The sequence below is a fragment of the Neobacillus ginsengisoli genome (assembly GCF_030813055.1).
This window is the reverse complement of the sequence record NZ_JAUSTW010000003.1, coordinates 581,951-600,207: the sequence shown is the minus strand read 5'-3', so window position 1 is coordinate 600,207 and position 18,257 is coordinate 581,951. Positions and strand designations below refer to the sequence as shown.

Annotated in this window: 14 protein-coding genes; 13 read left to right on the top strand and 1 reads right to left on the bottom strand. The window is 40.6% G+C overall.

The features are described 5' to 3' along the window. Window positions 1–220: 220 nt before the first annotated feature. A complete protein-coding gene (locus tag J2S10_RS11960) occupies window positions 221–1,249 on the bottom strand; it encodes a LacI family DNA-binding transcriptional regulator (protein ID WP_307407949.1) in 1,029 nt (342 codons plus the stop codon). Between the two features lie 475 nt (window positions 1,250–1,724). On the opposite strand from J2S10_RS11960, the gene J2S10_RS11955 reads away from it, so the two are divergent. The 13 genes from J2S10_RS11955 (at window position 1,725) to J2S10_RS11895 (ending at window position 18,227) form a co-directional block, all read left to right on the top strand. Next, window positions 1,725–3,050: an extracellular solute-binding protein gene (locus J2S10_RS11955; RefSeq protein ID WP_307407947.1), complete on the top strand. Its 1,326-nt coding sequence runs from the start codon at window positions 1,725–1,727 to the stop codon at window positions 3,048–3,050. Next, entirely contained in the window at window positions 3,050–3,928 is an 879-nt protein-coding gene (locus J2S10_RS11950) for a carbohydrate ABC transporter permease (RefSeq protein WP_307407945.1), read from the top strand. The genes J2S10_RS11955 and J2S10_RS11950 overlap by 1 nt, the downstream gene beginning before the upstream one ends. Next, window positions 3,915–4,745 carry a carbohydrate ABC transporter permease gene (locus tag J2S10_RS11945; RefSeq protein ID WP_307407943.1) on the top strand — a complete coding sequence of 277 codons (831 nt, stop codon included), beginning with the start codon at window positions 3,915–3,917 and terminating at the stop codon, window positions 4,743–4,745. Before J2S10_RS11950 ends, J2S10_RS11945 begins: the two co-directional genes overlap by 14 nt. Before the next feature lie 23 nt (window positions 4,746–4,768). Further along, complete coding sequence (locus J2S10_RS11940; RefSeq protein WP_307407941.1) at window positions 4,769–6,367, top strand: alpha-glucosidase; 1,599 nt, start codon at window positions 4,769–4,771, stop codon at window positions 6,365–6,367. After that, the gene (locus tag J2S10_RS11935) at window positions 6,364–7,308 is read left to right on the top strand and encodes an MTP-1 family protein (protein WP_307407939.1); all 945 of its coding nucleotides are present in this window, start codon (window positions 6,364–6,366) and stop codon (window positions 7,306–7,308) included. The genes J2S10_RS11940 and J2S10_RS11935 overlap by 4 nt, the downstream gene beginning before the upstream one ends. 92 nt (window positions 7,309–7,400) lie before the next feature. Then, entirely contained in the window at window positions 7,401–8,468 is a 1,068-nt protein-coding gene (locus tag J2S10_RS11930; RefSeq protein WP_307407937.1) for a BtaManbiosPhlase, read from the top strand. Between the two features lie 82 nt (window positions 8,469–8,550). Further along, window positions 8,551–11,073 (top strand): beta-mannosidase, encoded by a 2,523-nt coding sequence (locus J2S10_RS11925; RefSeq protein WP_307407934.1) that lies wholly within the window; start codon window positions 8,551–8,553, stop codon window positions 11,071–11,073. Beyond that, entirely contained in the window at window positions 11,013–12,071 is a 1,059-nt protein-coding gene (locus J2S10_RS11920; protein WP_307407932.1) for a zinc-dependent alcohol dehydrogenase family protein, read from the top strand. The genes J2S10_RS11925 and J2S10_RS11920 overlap by 61 nt, the downstream gene beginning before the upstream one ends. A gap of 89 nt (window positions 12,072–12,160) precedes the next feature. Beyond that, window positions 12,161–13,393, top strand: a complete 1,233-nt coding sequence (locus J2S10_RS11915) for an MFS transporter (protein WP_307407929.1) — start codon at window positions 12,161–12,163, stop codon at window positions 13,391–13,393. A gap of 104 nt (window positions 13,394–13,497) precedes the next feature. Continuing rightward, entirely contained in the window at window positions 13,498–14,361 is an 864-nt protein-coding gene (locus J2S10_RS11910; protein WP_307407927.1) for an ROK family protein, read from the top strand. 17 nt (window positions 14,362–14,378) lie between these two features. After that, window positions 14,379–15,329, top strand: coding sequence for a mannose-6-phosphate isomerase, class I (gene manA, locus J2S10_RS11905; protein WP_307408136.1), 951 nt, complete (start codon window positions 14,379–14,381; stop codon window positions 15,327–15,329). A gap of 35 nt (window positions 15,330–15,364) precedes the next feature. Then, window positions 15,365–16,357 (top strand): L-glyceraldehyde 3-phosphate reductase, encoded by a 993-nt coding sequence (gene mgrA / locus J2S10_RS11900; protein WP_307407925.1) that lies wholly within the window; start codon window positions 15,365–15,367, stop codon window positions 16,355–16,357. 361 nt (window positions 16,358–16,718) lie between these two features. Then, on the top strand, window positions 16,719–18,227 hold the full coding sequence (locus J2S10_RS11895) for a DHA2 family efflux MFS transporter permease subunit (protein WP_307407923.1): 1,509 nt from the start codon (window positions 16,719–16,721) through the stop codon (window positions 18,225–18,227). The last annotated feature ends 30 nt before the right edge of the window (window positions 18,228–18,257 follow it).

Sequence of the window (18,257 nt, the reverse complement as noted above, 5' to 3'; positions counted from 1 at the left end):
TAGATACATACTAACTTGTAACGTTACATATCTTTTATAACATTACTAGTTGAATATTCGTTATTATTAAAAAGGAAAGCATGGCTAATAAATGCTTCAACCATGACACTTATTAGTCAATCGGCCTTTTGTTTGCTTAAAAGACATTCAAGTAGGCGAAAGTAAGCAAATTACAAATAAAAAAAGCCTACTTTTTTGCAAAAGTAAGCTCGGCGTATTCCTATTCATTTAAGTTTTTTCTTTCCGCAGTAGACTCTCTAATAATTAACTGGGTGGGTAAAAGAATTTCATGAACCGGTTCCTCTATATTCTCTATTCTCCAACAAAGCTGTTCTACTGCTTTGTTACCAAAATAGGCTAGATCAATGTTCATTGTAGTAATCTTCGGAGTGGCAATTTGCGATAATTGTCCATTGTCAAAGTTACATACAGAAACCTCTTCAGGTACTTTAAAGCCCTTTTGCTGCAATACGGTTGTAACAAGGAAACCATGACCATCATTCACACAAAACCATGCGGTAGGTTTTGCAGGGAGAGTTTCGATTAGCATCGAGATTTGTTCTTGAGTTTCCTGTGCGTTTGAAAAGATAAAATCTTGGTTTGGCTGAATTCCATATTTTTTTAAAGCTAGTAAGTAACCATCTAATCTTTCTTGATAGCTAGGGGAAAAGTCGATGTCCCCAACAAAGGCAATTTCACGATGTCCTAATTGGATTAGATGTTCTACAGCCATATAAGCCCCAAAACGGTTATTAGTTAAGATCGAATCAGCCTGAAGATAGGGTGAATGATGATCAATTAAGACAGTAGGGATTCCTGTATTGATGATTTTTGCTATATAATCGGTGCTTATATGAGATAAAATTAAGATCCCATCAATGTCATAATTGGTTAGCAAGGCAGGTAATATCAAATCCCTTTTTGAATCATCATTAATCGATTCAATAAATAAACTCATGCCGCGATCCCTAAGTTCTTTTTCAACACTTAAGTAAATTTCGCCGAAAAAGCTTTTAAGTGAAAAAGCATATTCAGAGGCGATTAACGCGATATTTCTAGGTGCGTTTGTTTCTGCCTGCTTTTGTTTACGATTCGTTTGGTATTGATAACCTAATTCATCCGCAGCTTTCTGTACTAGCCGCCTTGTCTCTTCGCTTACCCCAGGTTTTCCGGACAATGCTTGAGAAACAGAGTTTTTCGAGATATTTAGCCGGTCCGCTATATCCTGCATTGAAATTTTCTTTTCCATATATAAACGTTCTCCCTTTATCGATTAGCTTTAAGGTTAAGTAAATCTAAATTAATTGTAATTACATTGTAACGTTACAAAATTAATATTACAATAGTGATTCGAAAGGATTGTTATGTAAATATTGTATTTGTTTTGTAAATTCTTCTTAAAATAATGTTTGACATTACAAAAATAAGGTGCAATAATGTTGATGTAATGTTAAATGATACATTACAAAGATATTTGTAATGGTATATATCCTGTTTAGAAATGAGGGGTTTAGGCACATTAACCATTTTTAACTAGTCATTACAATTAGTATTTTACTTTTTTTTAAAAGGTAATGATAGCGCTGCCAATGATTTAAATTATGACAGCATGGGTAATTCATTTTTTTCTATTAGAATAGTAGTTTTATAGAATACCTTTTATTAAGGATATACATCTTCATTTGTATGTATGGAAATGATATTAAAAATTGGAGGGAAATAGGATGAAAATAAAAAAAGTGGCGTCAGTTATGTTTGCAGCTTCACTTACCCTTGGCGGGCTTGCTGCTTGCTCAACTGGTAATAATGATGCAAAAACTTCCAGTTCAAAAAGCGGGGTAACAACGATTGAATTCTGGGCTGCTCCAAACCCGACACAGCAAGTTTATTGGAAGCAAATGGCGGACGAGTTCGATAAAGCCAATCCTACCATCAAAGTGAATGTTAGTCCGATGAAGGAAAGTCCGACATCTGAAGCAAGTATCCAATCAGCAATTGCCGGTGGAAGTGCACCTACCATGTCTGAAAATATTAACCGTGGTTTCGCCGCTCAATTAGCGGATAGTAAAGCACTTGTACCATTAGATACGGTGGCTGGATTTGATAAAGTAAAACAAAGCCGTAATATGACCAATACGATGAAGGGCTGGCAATTCGCGGACGGCCACCAATATGTATTACCAATCTACTCCAATGCGATGTTGTTTGGCTGGAGACTTGATATCTTAAAACAGCTTGGCTATAACGAGCCGCCAAAAACATATAGTGAAATGTTAGATGTGGCGAAGAAATTAAAAGCAAAATTCCCTGACAAATATGTGTGGGCAAAGGCGGATCTTGCTGACCCAACAGCTTGGAAAAGATGGTTTGACTTCTTTATGTTGTATGATGCAGCATCCAACGGGAATAAATTCGTTGAAGGCAGTAAATTTACAGGCGATCAAAGAGCAGGAGAACAAGTTCTTGGCTTAGTGAATGATCTTCGTAAAGATAATGCATTATTAACAAGACAATCTCAAGATCCGTTTGAAAGTGGATTAGGAATTTTCGTAGATGTTGGACCTTGGACTATTCCTTACTGGGCAGATAAATTCCCGAACATGAAATATAACGAAACCTATACATTAACACCGCCTCCAGTTCCAGACGGTGTGGATACTACAAAGGTTCATACGTTTGCTGATACAAAAGGTTTAGTAATTTACGCTTCTGCAACAAAAGCACAACAAAAAGCAGCAATGACATTCATTAACTGGGTATACTCAAATCCTAAAAATGATTTGACATGGCTTGAAAAAACAAGCTTACCACCAGCTCGTGATGATTTATCAACAAACGATACATTCAAGGCGTTCTTTGATAAAAACCCTGCATTACAACCGTATGCTGCAGCCGTTCCAAATGGTATTCCGCCAATGGATAACGCGAAATATAATGATCTTCAAACATTCATCGGTCAACAGGCATTCAATCCAGTTGTTAAGGGTGAAAAAGATCCGAAAGCTGCATGGACTGATATGCAGAAGGCCATTGAGGGGGCTCTCAAATAATGGGAACGAAACAAGGGAGGTTGGGCTGGCTTTTTGCCAGTCCTTATCTTATATATGCGCTCGTTTTCTTTCTAATACCGCTTGTGTGGTCACTTTTCTTATCGTTTACTGATTGGAACTTAATCTCGCCAACCTTTAATTTCAAAGGTTTTGCTAATTATATTCAGGCTTTTCAAAGTCCGGGAGTACAAGCAGCCTTTTTTGTCTCATTTAAATTTATGGCTGTATTTGTCCCTTTGGTTATTGCATCATCAATTATCGTTGCCTTAATCATCCATGGATTACCAAAATTTAAAGGGTTATTTTTAATCGGATTTTTCCTTCCCTATTTAGCATCAGGGGTAGTATCGTCGCTTATCGTGAAAGGGATTTTAGCCTACAACAGTCCGATTAATGAGTTTTTGCGAAAATCTCTTGGTTTAGATATTAACTGGCTAGGGACACCGTTTGCCGCACTCTTTGTCGTCGCCATGATTATCGCCTGGAAATTCACAGGGTATTATGCACTGATTCTAACATCAGGTTTTGAAAGTATTAGTAAGGAAATATATGAGGCTGCGATGATCGATGGCGTAACTCCTTGGCAGCGTTTTTGGAAAATTACGTTCCCGCTTCTTTATCCCGCGTTATATACGGTGTTAATTTTATCAATCGGTGTGACATTTGGTATTTTTACAGAGGTTTATCAATTAACCGGTGGGGGGCCGAATTTTGCAACCAATACGTGGCAAATGGAGATTTTCACCCGGGCATTTACCAATCTGCAAGCGGGTTATGCTTCTGCAGTTGCGATTATTGCTTCCATTGTGACGTTTATTTCAATTTTTATCATTCGAAAACTCTTAGAATTGTGGGGGAAACGAAATGGTTGGACCTAAGAAAAAGGGATTGTTTTTTCGCTACCTCATTGCGATCGTTCTCTTACTGATTATGATTTTCCCTTATCTATATATGGTGTTAAGTTCCTTTGCTGCATGGGACCAAGTGGATAAGACATTAATTCCGACCCACTTTACCTTGAAATCCTATCAATGGCTGTTGGGTGGAGGGCAATCAGTTATCCCAAGGCCATGGATTCATGCCTTTTTTAACAGCTTTTTTGTTTCGGCAAGCTCTACTCTATTGATGATGGTCACTGGGGTTATGGTTGCCTATGCGCTTGCGAAAATTCCGTTTAAAGGAAGGGATACCGTTAACAATGTTATCTTGTTTCAAATGTTTTTTCCAGCAATCATTTTGTTAATTCCTACGTTCCTTGTCATTCAAAAAATAGGAATGTATGACTCTTATTGGGGAATGATTTTGCCAAAAGCACTTAGTTTATGGGCTGTATTTATGTATACGAACTTTTTCAAAGCGATACCGGATACGTTTATTGAAGCAGCAAAATTAGATGGTGCAAGTGATTTGCAAATTATGTTCAAAATCGTCCTGCCAATGTCTAAATCGATTACTACTGTTATTTTCTTGTTTCTATTTATGGAAAGATGGACAGAACTCTTATGGGACATGTTGGTAACAAAGAGCGATGGTATGCTAACGCTAAACGTTCTGTTATCGCAAATGTTCGGTCCATATGGCGGATATCCAGGTCCGATGTATGCAGCATCTGTGTTACTAACACTTCCGATCATTATTATTTTCTTGATTTTCTCGAAGAAGTTTCAAGAAGGTATGCAGTTTACCCTTAAATAATAGAAGCTGGGAGTCCTTTTACAATGGGAAAATGGTGGAACCAATCGGTTTTTTATGAAATCTATATGCCGAGTTTTAAAGACGGAAATGGAGATGGAATCGGCGATTTTGCCGGGGTCACCTCAAAGCTCGATTATTTAAAAAAATTGGGAATAGATGGGATATGGCTAACACCCTTTTATCCGTCGCCAAAGGTCGATAACGGCTATGATATTGCCGATTATTATCATATTGATTCCGATTATGGAACGATGAAGGATTTTGAACTGTTTATTGATGAAGCGCATCAGCGCGGGATTCGTGTAATCGCTGATTTGGTGCTGAACCACACTTCTTCGGAGCATCCGTGGTTTCTAGAGTCAAAGTCAGCAAAGGATCATCCGAAACGTGATTGGTATATTTGGAGAGATGAACCGAACAATTGGGAATCGTTCTTTGGCGGCTCGGCATGGGAATATGATGCGGCAACAAACCAATATTATTACCATGCCTTCGCCAAGGAACAGGTGGATTTAAATTGGGCAAATCCTGAAGTAAAAGCTGCTATGTTCGATGTTATGAAGTTTTGGCTCGAAAAGGGAGTCGATGGCTTCCGGTTGGATGTTATCAATTTTTTAAAGGTAAATGATGTGTTTCAAAACAATCCTTATGATGTTGATAAAAAGGAACAAAACCATCTGTACGATAAAGACCAAGAAGGTATTTTAACGATTATTGAAGAAATTGCCGCTTTTGTGCATCAATATCCTGATAAATTCCTTGTTGGTGAGGTGGGTTCTGAAGAGCTGGAGATCCTGAAGCGCTATTCGGGTCCGGGGCTGTTGGATATTGTGTTTAATTTTAATATTGGAAGTATTGGAGAGTTTGATATTGATCGTCTCTTTAGAGGATTAGTAGAAACGGAGCAGGCTTATTCTCGAGATCAAATTCCAACCCTGTTCTTTTCAAGTCATGATATGTCACGCTTTATTTCACGATTTGGGGATGATGAGGAGCGGGCGAAGCTTGTTGCTGCTTTCATGCTGACGGCAAAGGGTGTTCCGTTCATTTATTATGGCGATGAAATTGGCATGCGAGATTGGGTGACCGATAAAATCGAGAAAATGAAGGATGTTCAAGGATTGATGGGCTATAAGCTGGCATTGCACTCCGGTCAATCTCATGAGCAAGCATTAGCAGCCGCGAATGAAAAAAGCCGTGATAAGTCGCGGACGCCGATGCAATGGAATTCTGATATGAATGTCGGTTTTTCGGAGGGAAATCCTTGGATTACGATTCCGGAAGGTGCTTATGACGTGAATGTTGCAGACCAGCAAAGTGACCCTGATTCGATGTTGTCTTTTTATAAAAGCTTACTAAAATTGCGGAAAGAACATTCAGCACTACGGTTAGGTGAGTATCAAATTTTAGGAAATGAAGCTGGGCTGGTCTACTTTGTGAGAACAGACGATAGTGGAAAAATACGGATTGTATTGAACTTTACTGATAAACCACGAAGGCTTGAGGTTCGTTCGGATGTGAAATTGCTGCTGTCGACAAAGCGAACGTCCCTTGAGAGTGGAAGGATGCTAACGATTTTGGCAAATGAAGCCATGATTCTAAAGGAGGATACGGGAATATGACCGTCTTAACGAAAGGTAATGTAAAAACGTGTGAACAGCTTTTAGCGGAATTCGCTTCAAAATCAAAGCCAGCCAATCCTGAAAAAATTGTTTTTTCAGGTATTGGTGAACAGGATGTCTATAATATTTCAGCTCCGTTTGAGGATGAGGGGGAGCTTGTCATTGCAGGACGAGTTGAGTCTCGTGACAGTGAGCACTCCAATGTTTACTTCTTTGTTAAGCAAAATGGCGAGTGGGTTCCACGTGCGGGTGCCCCTGTGCTTGAATTGCAGGATCCTTTTTTCACAAAAATTGCCGGCGAATTAGTTCTTGGCGGAGTGCAGATTTTCCCGCATCCAACACTTGAAGGAGCACTTGGCTGGCGAACAGTCTTCTACAAGGGTACAACTATTTCTGAATTGCAGGAATTTGCTAAGGGACCGGACGGGATGAAAGATCTTCGCCTTGTGGAGTTAAAGGATGGCAGCATCGGGGTATTAACACGGCCGCAGGGTGAAAAAGGCGGTCGCGGGAAAATTGGCTGGACGCGCATTTCTTCGTTATCGGAATTGACGATTGAGGTAATTAATGAAGCACCGTTGCTGGAAGGTCAGTTTATTGAGGATGAGTGGGGCGGCGCAAACGAGGCGCATTTGCTGGCAAATGGCCTGGTGGGTGTATTAGGCCATGTCGCATCTTTTGATAATGAAGGAAATCGTCATTACTATCCTATGGTATTTGCGCTTAATCCTGAAACAGGTGAATTTTCCGATATCGAGTTAATCGCAACAAGAAGTCAGTTCCTGCCGGGACCATCGAAACGACCGGACTTAATTGATGTCGTGTTTAGTGGCGGATTGGTTCGTGGTTCTGATGGCAAAGCCGTTATTTATGCGGGGATTAGTGATGCTGAAGCGCAAAAGATTACGATTGTAGATCCGTTTTTACAATACGAGCGGTAATTTGAACCTGAAACAACAGCAAGCCACGCTTTATTTGGGGCATTCCTGAATTAAGGATGTCCGCTCAATCTAATAAAAAGGGAGTAATCAAAATGAACGTATATAGATATGAAGAGAACCCATTAGTCACTCCGGCAGATGTGTTGCCTCATCGATCCGATTTTGAAGTCATTGGTGCATTTAATGCCGGAGTTACCACCTATAACGATGAAATTATCATGCTTCTTCGTGTTGCGGAACGCCCGATCAGTGAAGATCCTAATGTAATAAAAGCACCTATTTATAATCCGCAATCAAATGAACTTGAGATTTTAGAATTTCGTTTAGATGATTCTGCTTACGATTTTTCAGATCCTCGCGTGATTCGAAAAAATGGGGATACACAGGGTTTTGAGTATTTAACCTCATTAGCATACCTAAGGATTGCACGCAGCAAGGATGGCGGCCATCATTTTTCGATTGATGAAAAACCTTTTGTTTACCCATCCAATGAATTAGAAACCTTCGGGATTGAAGACCCGCGCATTACAAAAATAGAAGATACATTTTATATCTATTTTAGCGCCGTTTCACCTGTTGGTGTTGGTGAATCGATGGTTTCCACAAAAGAATTTGTCACAACAGAGCATCATGGGATGATTTTTGCACCCGAAAATAAAGACGTATTAATTTTCCCTGAAAAAATAAATGGAAAATATTATGCCATCCACCGTCCTGTTCCAAAAAGTGTAGGGGAGCCGGAAATGTGGATTGCTGAATCTACCAATCTATTACACTGGGGAAATCACAAGCATTTATTAGGTTTACGTCCAGGTATGTGGGACAGTGCACGTATGGGCGGAGGGGCTGTTCCATTTAAAACGGAAAAAGGCTGGCTCGAGCTTTACCATGGTGCGACTACGGATCACCGCTATTGTATGGGTGCCGTTTTACTAGACTTAGAAAATCCAACGAAGGTTATTGCTCGTTCAGACAAACCAATTTTAGAACCTGAAGCTTCATATGAAGTAGAGGGGTTCTTCGGTAATGTTGTCTTTTCCTGCGGTGCTGTTGTGGAAGGCGATGTTGTCAAAATGTTCTATGGTGTTGCAGATACCTCGATGGCCTGTGCTGAATTAAGCCTGCAAGAAATCTTAGATTCGTTGACGTATATTAAATAAAGAACTTTTGTAGTGCCAAAATCATGTTTGCGATTTTGGCCTTTGCTTTTATTTTTTAATAAACAAGGCAGGAGACATTTCAATGAAATTGAATGGAAACTGGAAAATTAAACATTTTGATGTTGGGGCAGTGCGTGACCTTGAAGTGGCGTCTCCTGAGTATATTGATTATTTTTGGATGACAGCAGCTGTACCGGGTGATGTTCATTCCACCTTGATTGACCGAAAACTGATCGAAGATCCCTTTTACGGACACAATGATTTGAAATGCCAGTGGGTAGAGGAAAAGGTATGGTGGTATCGAAACACATTTGAATTCCCTGATGAGCGAAACAAAGAAGATCGATATGAGTTGATTTTTGGGGGACTTGATACGTTTGCAACGGTTTACCTAAATGGTGTTGAGCTCGGTTCAACTGAGAATATGTTTATTGCTCATCATTTTGACGTGACGCGGGAGCTGAGACAAGGGAAAAATACGCTGGCAGTTAAATTTGATCCAATCCATGTTCATGTTGGTGAGAAGGTTCAATATTACTGGTCCGGTTTTAGCAAGAAACGGATTTGGACACGAAAAGCCCAAAGTCATTATGGTTGGGATTGGGGTCCGCGCTTAGTGGCTGCAGGGATTTGGAAGGATGTCCATTTACAAAAACGGACATTTGCCAAAATCGATTCTGTCTTTGCTAAAACGATCTCTATCTCTCCTGACAAAGCGATGGTCGAAGTGGATCTTGCAATCGAAACGTATCAAAAAGATAAAGCATATGAGGCAGCTATTAGTCTATCTTATGGAGAAGAAAGTTTTTCAACTAAAGTAGAAATTAGTCGCAAAAATGCAACCGCAACAGTAGTGGTGGCCAATCCAAAGCTATGGTGGACACATGATATAGGGACTCCGCATCTTTATCAACTATCCATCGAATTGTTTGCTGATGGTGAAAAGATTGATGAGCAACAGGAAAGCTTTGGAATCCGCACGATTGAAGTACTCCGAACAGATGAAGCCGGAAATCATTGTTTTACCTTTGTCCTAAATGGCGAAAAGGTGTTTGCGAAAGGTGCCAATTGGATTCCCATTGATAGTTTCATTGGAGCAGTACCTGATTCTCGCTACAAGCATTTAATCAAGATGTCTAAAGACGCCAATATGAATATGCTTCGCGTCTGGGGCGGCGGCATCTATGAAAAAGATGTGTTCTATGAAGAGTGTAATCGTCTTGGAATCTTGGTTTGGCAGGATTTTATGTTCTCCTGCGCCTTGTATCCTGATTACAATAAAAACTTTATGGCTAACGTCAGAGAAGAAGTGGTCCACGTGGTGAAACGCTTAAGGAACCATCCTTGTCTGGCGATATGGTGCGGAAACAATGAGAATGATTGGCTCTATGAAGCCTTGTTTTCTTCAGGGGAAATTACTCATCCTTATTACGGTGAAAAAATATACCATGAATTAATGCCGGAAATTTTAGAAGAACTAGACCCAACACGGCTGTTTTGGCCGAGCTCTCCGTTTGGCGGGAATGACCACAACTCGAGGGAACAGGGTGACACCCATAATTGGCAGGTATGGCACGGGAATATTGAGCCACGGACATTTGGAGAACCGCAGAAAGTGGATTACAGTATCGAGGGTCTTTCATTTAAAAATTTTAAAAATGATACCACACTCTTTGCCAGTGAGTTTGGCATGCATGCCTCCTCTAACCGCTATACGTTAGAACGAAATATCCCTAAGGATCAGTTTTTCTGGGGAAGCGAAGAGATGGCGTACCGCAATAAAGATATCCATCATCCAAAAGGAATTTTGTTAATGGAAGGCTACACAGGAGTTCCGAAGGATTTGGGTGAGTACATTTCGTTTTCGATGTTAACGCAAGCGGAAGGATTAAAGTTTGGCATCGAACATTACCGCCGCAATAAGCCGCATACAAGCGGGGCGTTGTTTTGGCAGCTAAATGACTGCTGGCCGGGTACGAGCTGGTCCGTTATCGATTATTACTTATTGCCAAAGGCTTCCTATCATTACGCAAGAAAATTCTATAGTCCGATGTTGTTGACGATTGACCATGAGCCGGGAAAGGATATTAACCTTTGGGTTGTCAATGATCGATTAGAAACCTATCAAGATGAAGTTGAGTTAGCCGTATATGGTTTTAACGGTGAAAAAGTATTTTCAAAGCATTGGAATGTTGCAGTTCAGGCTAATGTGGCAGAACAAGTAGATGTAGTTCTCGAAAAAGATGCTTTAAATGGACTTCCTCCTGAAGAGGCTGTTATGGTTATTCGCTCAAAAAATAATAAAACCTATGAAAATATTTATTATTTCCGTGATCACAAGGATTTGAACTTGAGAGAGCCGGAATTGCAGGTCACGGTTAATCGAGAGAAACAGGAACTGACGATTTCAACTAATGTGCTAGCACGGATGGTAACGATTGAAATCGATATCGAGCAGCTGGTGATCGAGGATAATTTCTTTGACTTGCTGGCTAATGAGACAAAAATCATTAAGGTTGAGCAAGCAGAGGGGAAAGAGATCCCTTGGAAATCGTTGCGAGTAAAGGCAATCAACAGTGTAAACACCATTATGGCGGAGGGATGATGAGGATGAAATCGGCAGTTTTACAAGGAACAAAGCAAATTGAAGTAATGGATTGGAAAAATCCTTCACCATCACCTGATGAGGTAATCGTTAAGGTGAAAAGCTGCGGCATTTGTGGGACCGACCAGCATATTTATCATGGACATCCCGGTTCCGCCGAAGTACAGCCACCCATTGTTCTTGGGCATGAATTAGCAGGTGAAATTGTTGAAGTGGGAGCGGAAGTTTCAAACGTACAAAAGGGCGACCGTGTTTCGATTGATCCTAACATTTATTGCGGTACATGCAAATATTGCCGCAGCAACCGGGCTCATTTATGCAGCCATCTGCAGGCGGTAGGCGTAACAAGAGATGGCGGCATGGGCGAGTATTGTACAGTACCCGCTGCTAATTGTTACAAGATTCCAGATCAAATGACCTATGAAGAGGCGGCACTTGTAGAGCCGTTAGGCTGTGTCCTCCATGGATTTAAAAAAATTCAGCTGACTTCTCTAAGTAAGGTACTTATCATCGGTGGCGGATTTATCGGACAATTATTTTTACAATTGGTGAAACAACAAAATGTCCATTCGATCCTTGTCAGTGAACCTGCTGAAAACAAGAAACATCTTCTTTATAAGCTAGGTGCAGATGTAGTTATCCATCCAATGTATGCTTCTAAGTTTGAGGCAGACGTAGTGATTGAATGTGTGGGCAGGCCGGAAAGTATGGAACTTGCAGTAAAATCAGCTGCAAAAGGCGGCCAAGTGTTACTTTTTGGAGTCGCCTCACCGGAAACAACCATTTCAGTTTCACCATTTGAGATTTTTTCGAAGGAACTTACCATCAAAGGCTCTTTCATTAACCCGTATACTCAGGAAGAAGCCATTTCACTAATTGCGAAAAGAATAGTGGAAGTTCAGTCGCTTATTTCGCATCGGTTTTCGGTAGAGGAACTGCCGGAAGCAATGGCCAGCTATCCTGACCTAAAGGTTTCGAAAGGGATCATTATCCACTAGTTGTAGAAGTCTTCGGCCTGGAGATGACTTCCTACTTTATTAGGTTGTCGGACTAGAGCCGGATTCTTTCTACAAAAGGAGAAAAATCGATGTTTGCTATTTTTAAATCTTTTTCCACAGAATTGAAGTTTTATTTGCTCATGAATACCTTTTTTGGCTTTGGAGGGGCTTTGTCCGGTGTGTTTCAAAGTGTATTCCTGTGGAAAATGGATAAAACCTATTCATTGCTTGCCTACTACAGCTTGTATTGGTCCGTTTCGATCATCATTTGTTTTGTGCTTTGTTCGTGGATAGCCAGGAAGACTAGCCCGATGATTACAATGCGATTGGGCTTTGTTTTTTATCTGATTACTTATTTAATCATCCTTATTTTTCACGACACCTTAAGGGATCATATTATGCTGCTGGGCGGCACAAACGGCTTAGCAATGAGCTTGTACTACGTCGGTGTGCATATGGCCGTTTTAGACTTAACCACTAATGATAAGCGCGATCAATTTCTTTATATCCAAGGAATTTTAAATACCATCGGAGGAGTAATCGCTCCGCTTTTAGCCGGAACGTTGATTTCACAATTCCATGGAATGATTGGGTATTATATTGTTTTTATCGCGACGTCTGTTTTCTTTTTCATTACTTTTTTAGTTTCTTTAAAAATAAAAGGGGAACCGATTGCTCTTAAAAGCTATTTTTGGGATGTAGTAAGGCATCCAACGCATGAGTGGAAAAAGATGTACCCTGTTATGTTTGCCGATGGGATTGTTTCAGGCGTGTACTCGACCTTTTTAATTACGATGATTACCTTCAAAGTAGCCGGTGGAGAAATGAATTTGGGCGTTTTTAATACAGGCGCTGAAATTGTTTCCATTCTGGCATTTGTTGTGCTCGCCAAGTTTTCCAATCCTGATTATCGGATTGCCATTTTTGCTATCGGATCGGTTAGTATCTTACTAGGATCTGTTTTGCTGTCGGTCCTGCCAGTATTAATCTCATTGATTATTTTTGGTATCATTCAACCTGTTGCCTCGAATATGATTAACACGTCAATGAATGCGATGATTTATGCATCGATTGAAATGGATCCACAGTATAAAGAAAAGCGTTTGGATTATATCATTATTCGTGAAATACCACTCGGCTTGGGAAGGATTATTGGTGTTTTTTTGTTTTTAGCTATGAGAAAATACTTTGATATTGAGCGGCTTTTACCTGTTTCATTCAGCCTCTTTCCGATTGTGTATGTGTTAATGGTTCCTTCATTATATTTTGTTTGGAAAAAACCAAAAAGTTTGTTAAAGGTTATTAATAAGACAGGCAATTAATGGATAAATTCGGATGCTAAGGTTTAGTTACTAAAAACTTCATCATTTGGATCCCGGAGAAAATGGTACAATTTTTAATAGTTAAAACAGGGAGGGATTTGTGGATGTTAGGAGCCATTGAAGCAGGCGGGACAAAGTTTGTTTGTGCGGTTGGAGATGAAAGCGGGAAAATTATTGAACGAGTTCAGTTCCCAACGACAGTACCTGAGGAAACCATTCCAAACGTAATTGAATTTTTTAAAAAATATCCTGTAAAAGCAATTGGAATTGGTTCGTTCGGACCGATCGATGTGAACAAGGAAAGTCCGACCTACGGTTATATTACCTCTACTCCTAAAAAAGGCTGGAAGGATTACCCGTTTGTCCAAACATTAAAAGCGGCTTTTTCTGTTCCAATTGGTTTCAATACGGATGTCAATGCAGCTGCGTTGGGGGAAGCTACCATCGGGGCGGCTAAGGGATTAGATAGCTGCTTGTACATAACCGTTGGTACAGGGATTGGAGCAGGAGCAATCGTTCAAGGGAAACTTCTTCAAGGACTAACACATCCTGAAATGGGACATATTCTCGTAAGACGTCATCCAAACGATGAGTATCAAGGCAAGTGCCCATATCATCATGATTGCCTGGAAGGTCTTGCTGCCGGTCCGGCGATTGAAGCGCGCTGGGGTGAAAAAGGCTTTCATTTGGTTGAACGCGCTGAAGTATGGGATTTGGAAGGATACTATATTGCACAGGCACTCATGCAGTATATTTTGATTCTTTCACCGAAAAGGATTATCCTTGGCGGCGGTGTTATGAAGCAAGAACAAGTATTTTCTTCTATTTATAAATATTTGCCGGAACTTGTTAACCATTATGTGGTGCTGCCTGAGCTTTCTGATTATATTGTCAGTCCCGGCTTAGGTGATGATGCGGGGATTACGGGAGCACTGATGCTTGCACATCAAGCATTTCAAGAGAATTAAATCGTTTGATGGAGGAAATATACATGCAACCATTATTTTTAAAACCGGTATTTAAAGAAAGAATTTGGGGCGGAACGGCATTACAAAAGGAATTTGGATACGATATTCCAACCGATCAGACGGGAGAATGCTGGGCTATTTCCGCCCATCCAAATGGACCTTCAATTATTGAAAATGGACCATATGAAGGTATGGCGTTGGACGAGCTATGGAGTAAGCATCCAGAGCTTTTTGGGAACCCGAAGGAAGAGGTATTTCCGCTATTAACGAAAATTTTAGATGCGAATATGGATTTATCGGTTCAGGTTCACCCGGATGACTCGTATGCAATGGTCAATGAAAATGGAGAATTAGGAAAGACGGAATGCTGGTATATCATCGACTGTAAAGAAGATGCCGACATGATTTTCGGCCACAACGCTAAAACAAAAGAGGAATTAATCGAGCAAATTAATGCAGGAAATTGGAATGAATTACTCCGCAGAGTCAAAATTAAGCCAGGTGACTTTTTCTATGTGCCAAGCGGAACGATCCATGCCTTATGTGAAGGAACGGTGGTTTTAGAAACACAGCAAAGCTCGGACACAACCTACCGGGTCTACGATTACGACCGCAGGGATGCGGAAGGGAATTTGCGTGATCTTCACTTAGAAAAAGCCATTGAGGTAACAACCGTGCCGCATCAAGATGCTGTGAGTGTTCCTTCCGTGCTGGAGACGGAAAATTTGGCGTTTACCACGTTTGTGGAATCGGAGTTTTTCTCCGTTTATAAATGGGAGGTAAGCGGGAAGTCTACATTTGCATTTCCTGATCAATATTTGCTTCTAAGCGTGATTAAGGGTGAGGGGACAATTAATCATAATGGCGAGAAGTATGGATTGAAAAAAGGCTCGCATCTTATCATTCCTGTGGGATGGGGAGAATTTGAAATCGATGGGAAATGTGAATTGATAGTTTCTCATACGTAATAAATATTATTTGTGATAAAAAAGGAGTGGATACCATGGTTTACCAAGCAAAACAAACTCGATATGATGAAATGAAATACAATCGAAGCGGGCGTTCCGGTCTTCAGCTGCCAGCCATTTCACTTGGGTTATGGCATAATTTTGGCGGTGTTGATACATATGAAAATGGACGCGCCATGCTTAGAAGAGCATTCGATTTAGGCATTACCCATTTTGACTTAGCCAATAATTATGGCCCGCCTGCCGGTTCAGCCGAAGAAATGTTTGGCAGGATGCTAAAAACAGATTTTGCCCCATACCGGGATGAAATGATCATTTCCACAAAAGCGGGGTATGATATGTGGCCGGGCCCTTATGGCGAATGGGGATCAAGGAAATATCTTATTGCGAGTCTGGACCAAAGCTTAAAACGAATGGGCTTGGATTATGTCGATATTTTCTATTCGCATCGTCCTGATCCCAACACGCCGCTTGAAGAAACGATGGGGGCATTAGATTCAATGGTCCGTCAAGGAAAAGCGTTATATGTTGGAATTTCAAGCTATAGTGCAGAACAAACAGAAGAAGCGGTTAAAATTTTGAATCGATTAGGTACACCGCTTGTCATTCATCAACCAAAATATTCGATGCTGGACCGTTGGATTGAGGATGGATTACAGGATGTTTTACAGGAAAACGGTGTCGGATCGATTGCATTTTGTCCATTAGCACAGGGACTTCTTACGAATAAATATCTTAAGGGGATCCCAACCGATTCCAGAGCTGCTAAATCTACCGGAGCTCTTGGAACGGAACAAGTTACGGAAGAAGTTGTGAATCGAGTTATAAAATTGAATGAAGTGGCTGCAGAGCGTGGTCAAAACCTTGCCCAGATGGCACTTGCCTGGGTCCTAAGAAGTGGGAAGGTGACTTCAGCTCTTATCGGCGCAAGCCGAGTAAGCCAAATTGAAGAAAACGTTGCAGCATTAAGCAACCTTACATTCACTAAAGAGGAACTGGATCGGATTGAAGATATTTTAAAAAGCTAAATGATTCCTGTGACCTGCCTGCTATAGCAAGGCAGGTTCTTTTATTTAAAGAGTCATTTTATTAATCTAACATTCTCGCAGTAGCGGGCATGACATCACTGTAGATAAGAATCTAGCATATCTTGCAGCGGTTCAGGAATTAAAGAAAGAAAAAAGTTGCATGAAGGCACAAGGTCTGCTTTTACTTGTTTAATGCAAGTAGTTTGACAAAATAGCCTGTCTTCTATATATAATAGGATGCATTGAAAAAAAACCCATTTGCAAGTTCGTTATATTATTTGTACTTCATAATAAATGTTTCAGTGCTTCTTCTTTAATACATACTAAACAAATAAAACAATACGTGAGGGGGAATTCTTAATTGGACACCACAAAAGCAACAACTCAGACGCTACGGACAACACCCATTTTTGCCGTTTTGCTTGCCGGGGCCTTTGTCGCATTTTTGAATCAAACGGTCATTAATGTGGCTCTGCCTAAAATTATGGATTACTTTAAAATATCTGCTGTTACAGCCAATTGGTTGAGCACCATCTTCCTGTTAACAAACGGAATCGTCATTCCGATTACCGCCTTTTTAATGGAAAGATATACAACGAGGCAATTATTCTTATTTTCAATCGGTGTTTTTGCGGTCGGAACCTTAATATGTGCGACCGCGGCTACCTTCCCCATGATGTTAGTTGCGCGGGTTGTGCAGGCAATAGGAGCGGGAATCCTTTTTCCATTAATTACAAACGTCATTTTTACCATCTTTCCACTTGAGCGGCGCGGGTTTGCGATGGGAATCTTTGGTGTTGCCATGAACTTTGCTCCAGCTGTAGGCCCAACCTGGGCAGGGTGGATTATTGAAACGTATTCATGGCGTGTCATCTTCTATATCATTGCCCCGATTGCACTTTTAGACCTTTTAATTGCTATTTTTCTTGTGAAAAATGTGACAGAAACGAGCCGTCCTAAGCTGGATGTCCTTGGTGTTATTTTATCAACCATTGGATTTGGCGGTATTCTTTATGGTTTTGCTACAGCAGGTACAAAGGGCTGGAGTGACCTGGAGGTAGTTACCTTGTTTATTATTGGTGCTGTCAGTCTGATCCTGTTTGTTTGGCGTCAGCTGACTGTTAATCATCCAATTTTAGAATTTCGGATTTTCAAATATCGGATGTTTACCTTAACCACTATTATTAACGTATTTGTGACGATGGCCATGTTCTCAGGAATGATTCTAATGCCCATCTATATGCAAAATGTCCGGGGTTTTAGCCCGCTCGAAGCGGGATTCATGCTGTTACCGGGCGGGATCGTGATGGGAATTATGTCGCCGATCACTGGAAAGCTTTTTGATAAATATGGAGCAAGATGGTTAGCGATTATCGGTTTAGCGATTACCATTATTACCACCTATGCTCTGACAAAACTCCATACTGACACCCACTTTTCCTACATTTTGTGGGTTTATACAATTAGGATGTTTGGAATGTCAATCCTGATGATGCCAATCTTTACAGCTGGCCTTAATGATTTGGGACTTGGTTTAAATCGATACGGTACAGCTATGGTTAATACGTTTAGAATGGTGGCTGGAGCAGTGGGAATGGCCTTTTTTGTCTCGATCATGACGAATCAGGGGGAAAACCACGTTAAATCGATCATTAGCCAAAATCATATCTTGCCAACCGATAAGCTTCACATGGCCTTGGCTATTAATCGAGGAACGGTCATGGGGATTAATGATGCATTCATGGTCGCAACCTATCTGTCAGTAGCAGCCTTTATATTGTCATTCTTTATTCGAGGTAGGAGACGATCAATAGAAGAAGTCGTACCTAATCGCGAAAAACAATTAAAAAAAGTACCACAACCGCAGTAAATGGTAAGAAAGCAAGGGGACATTTCAGTT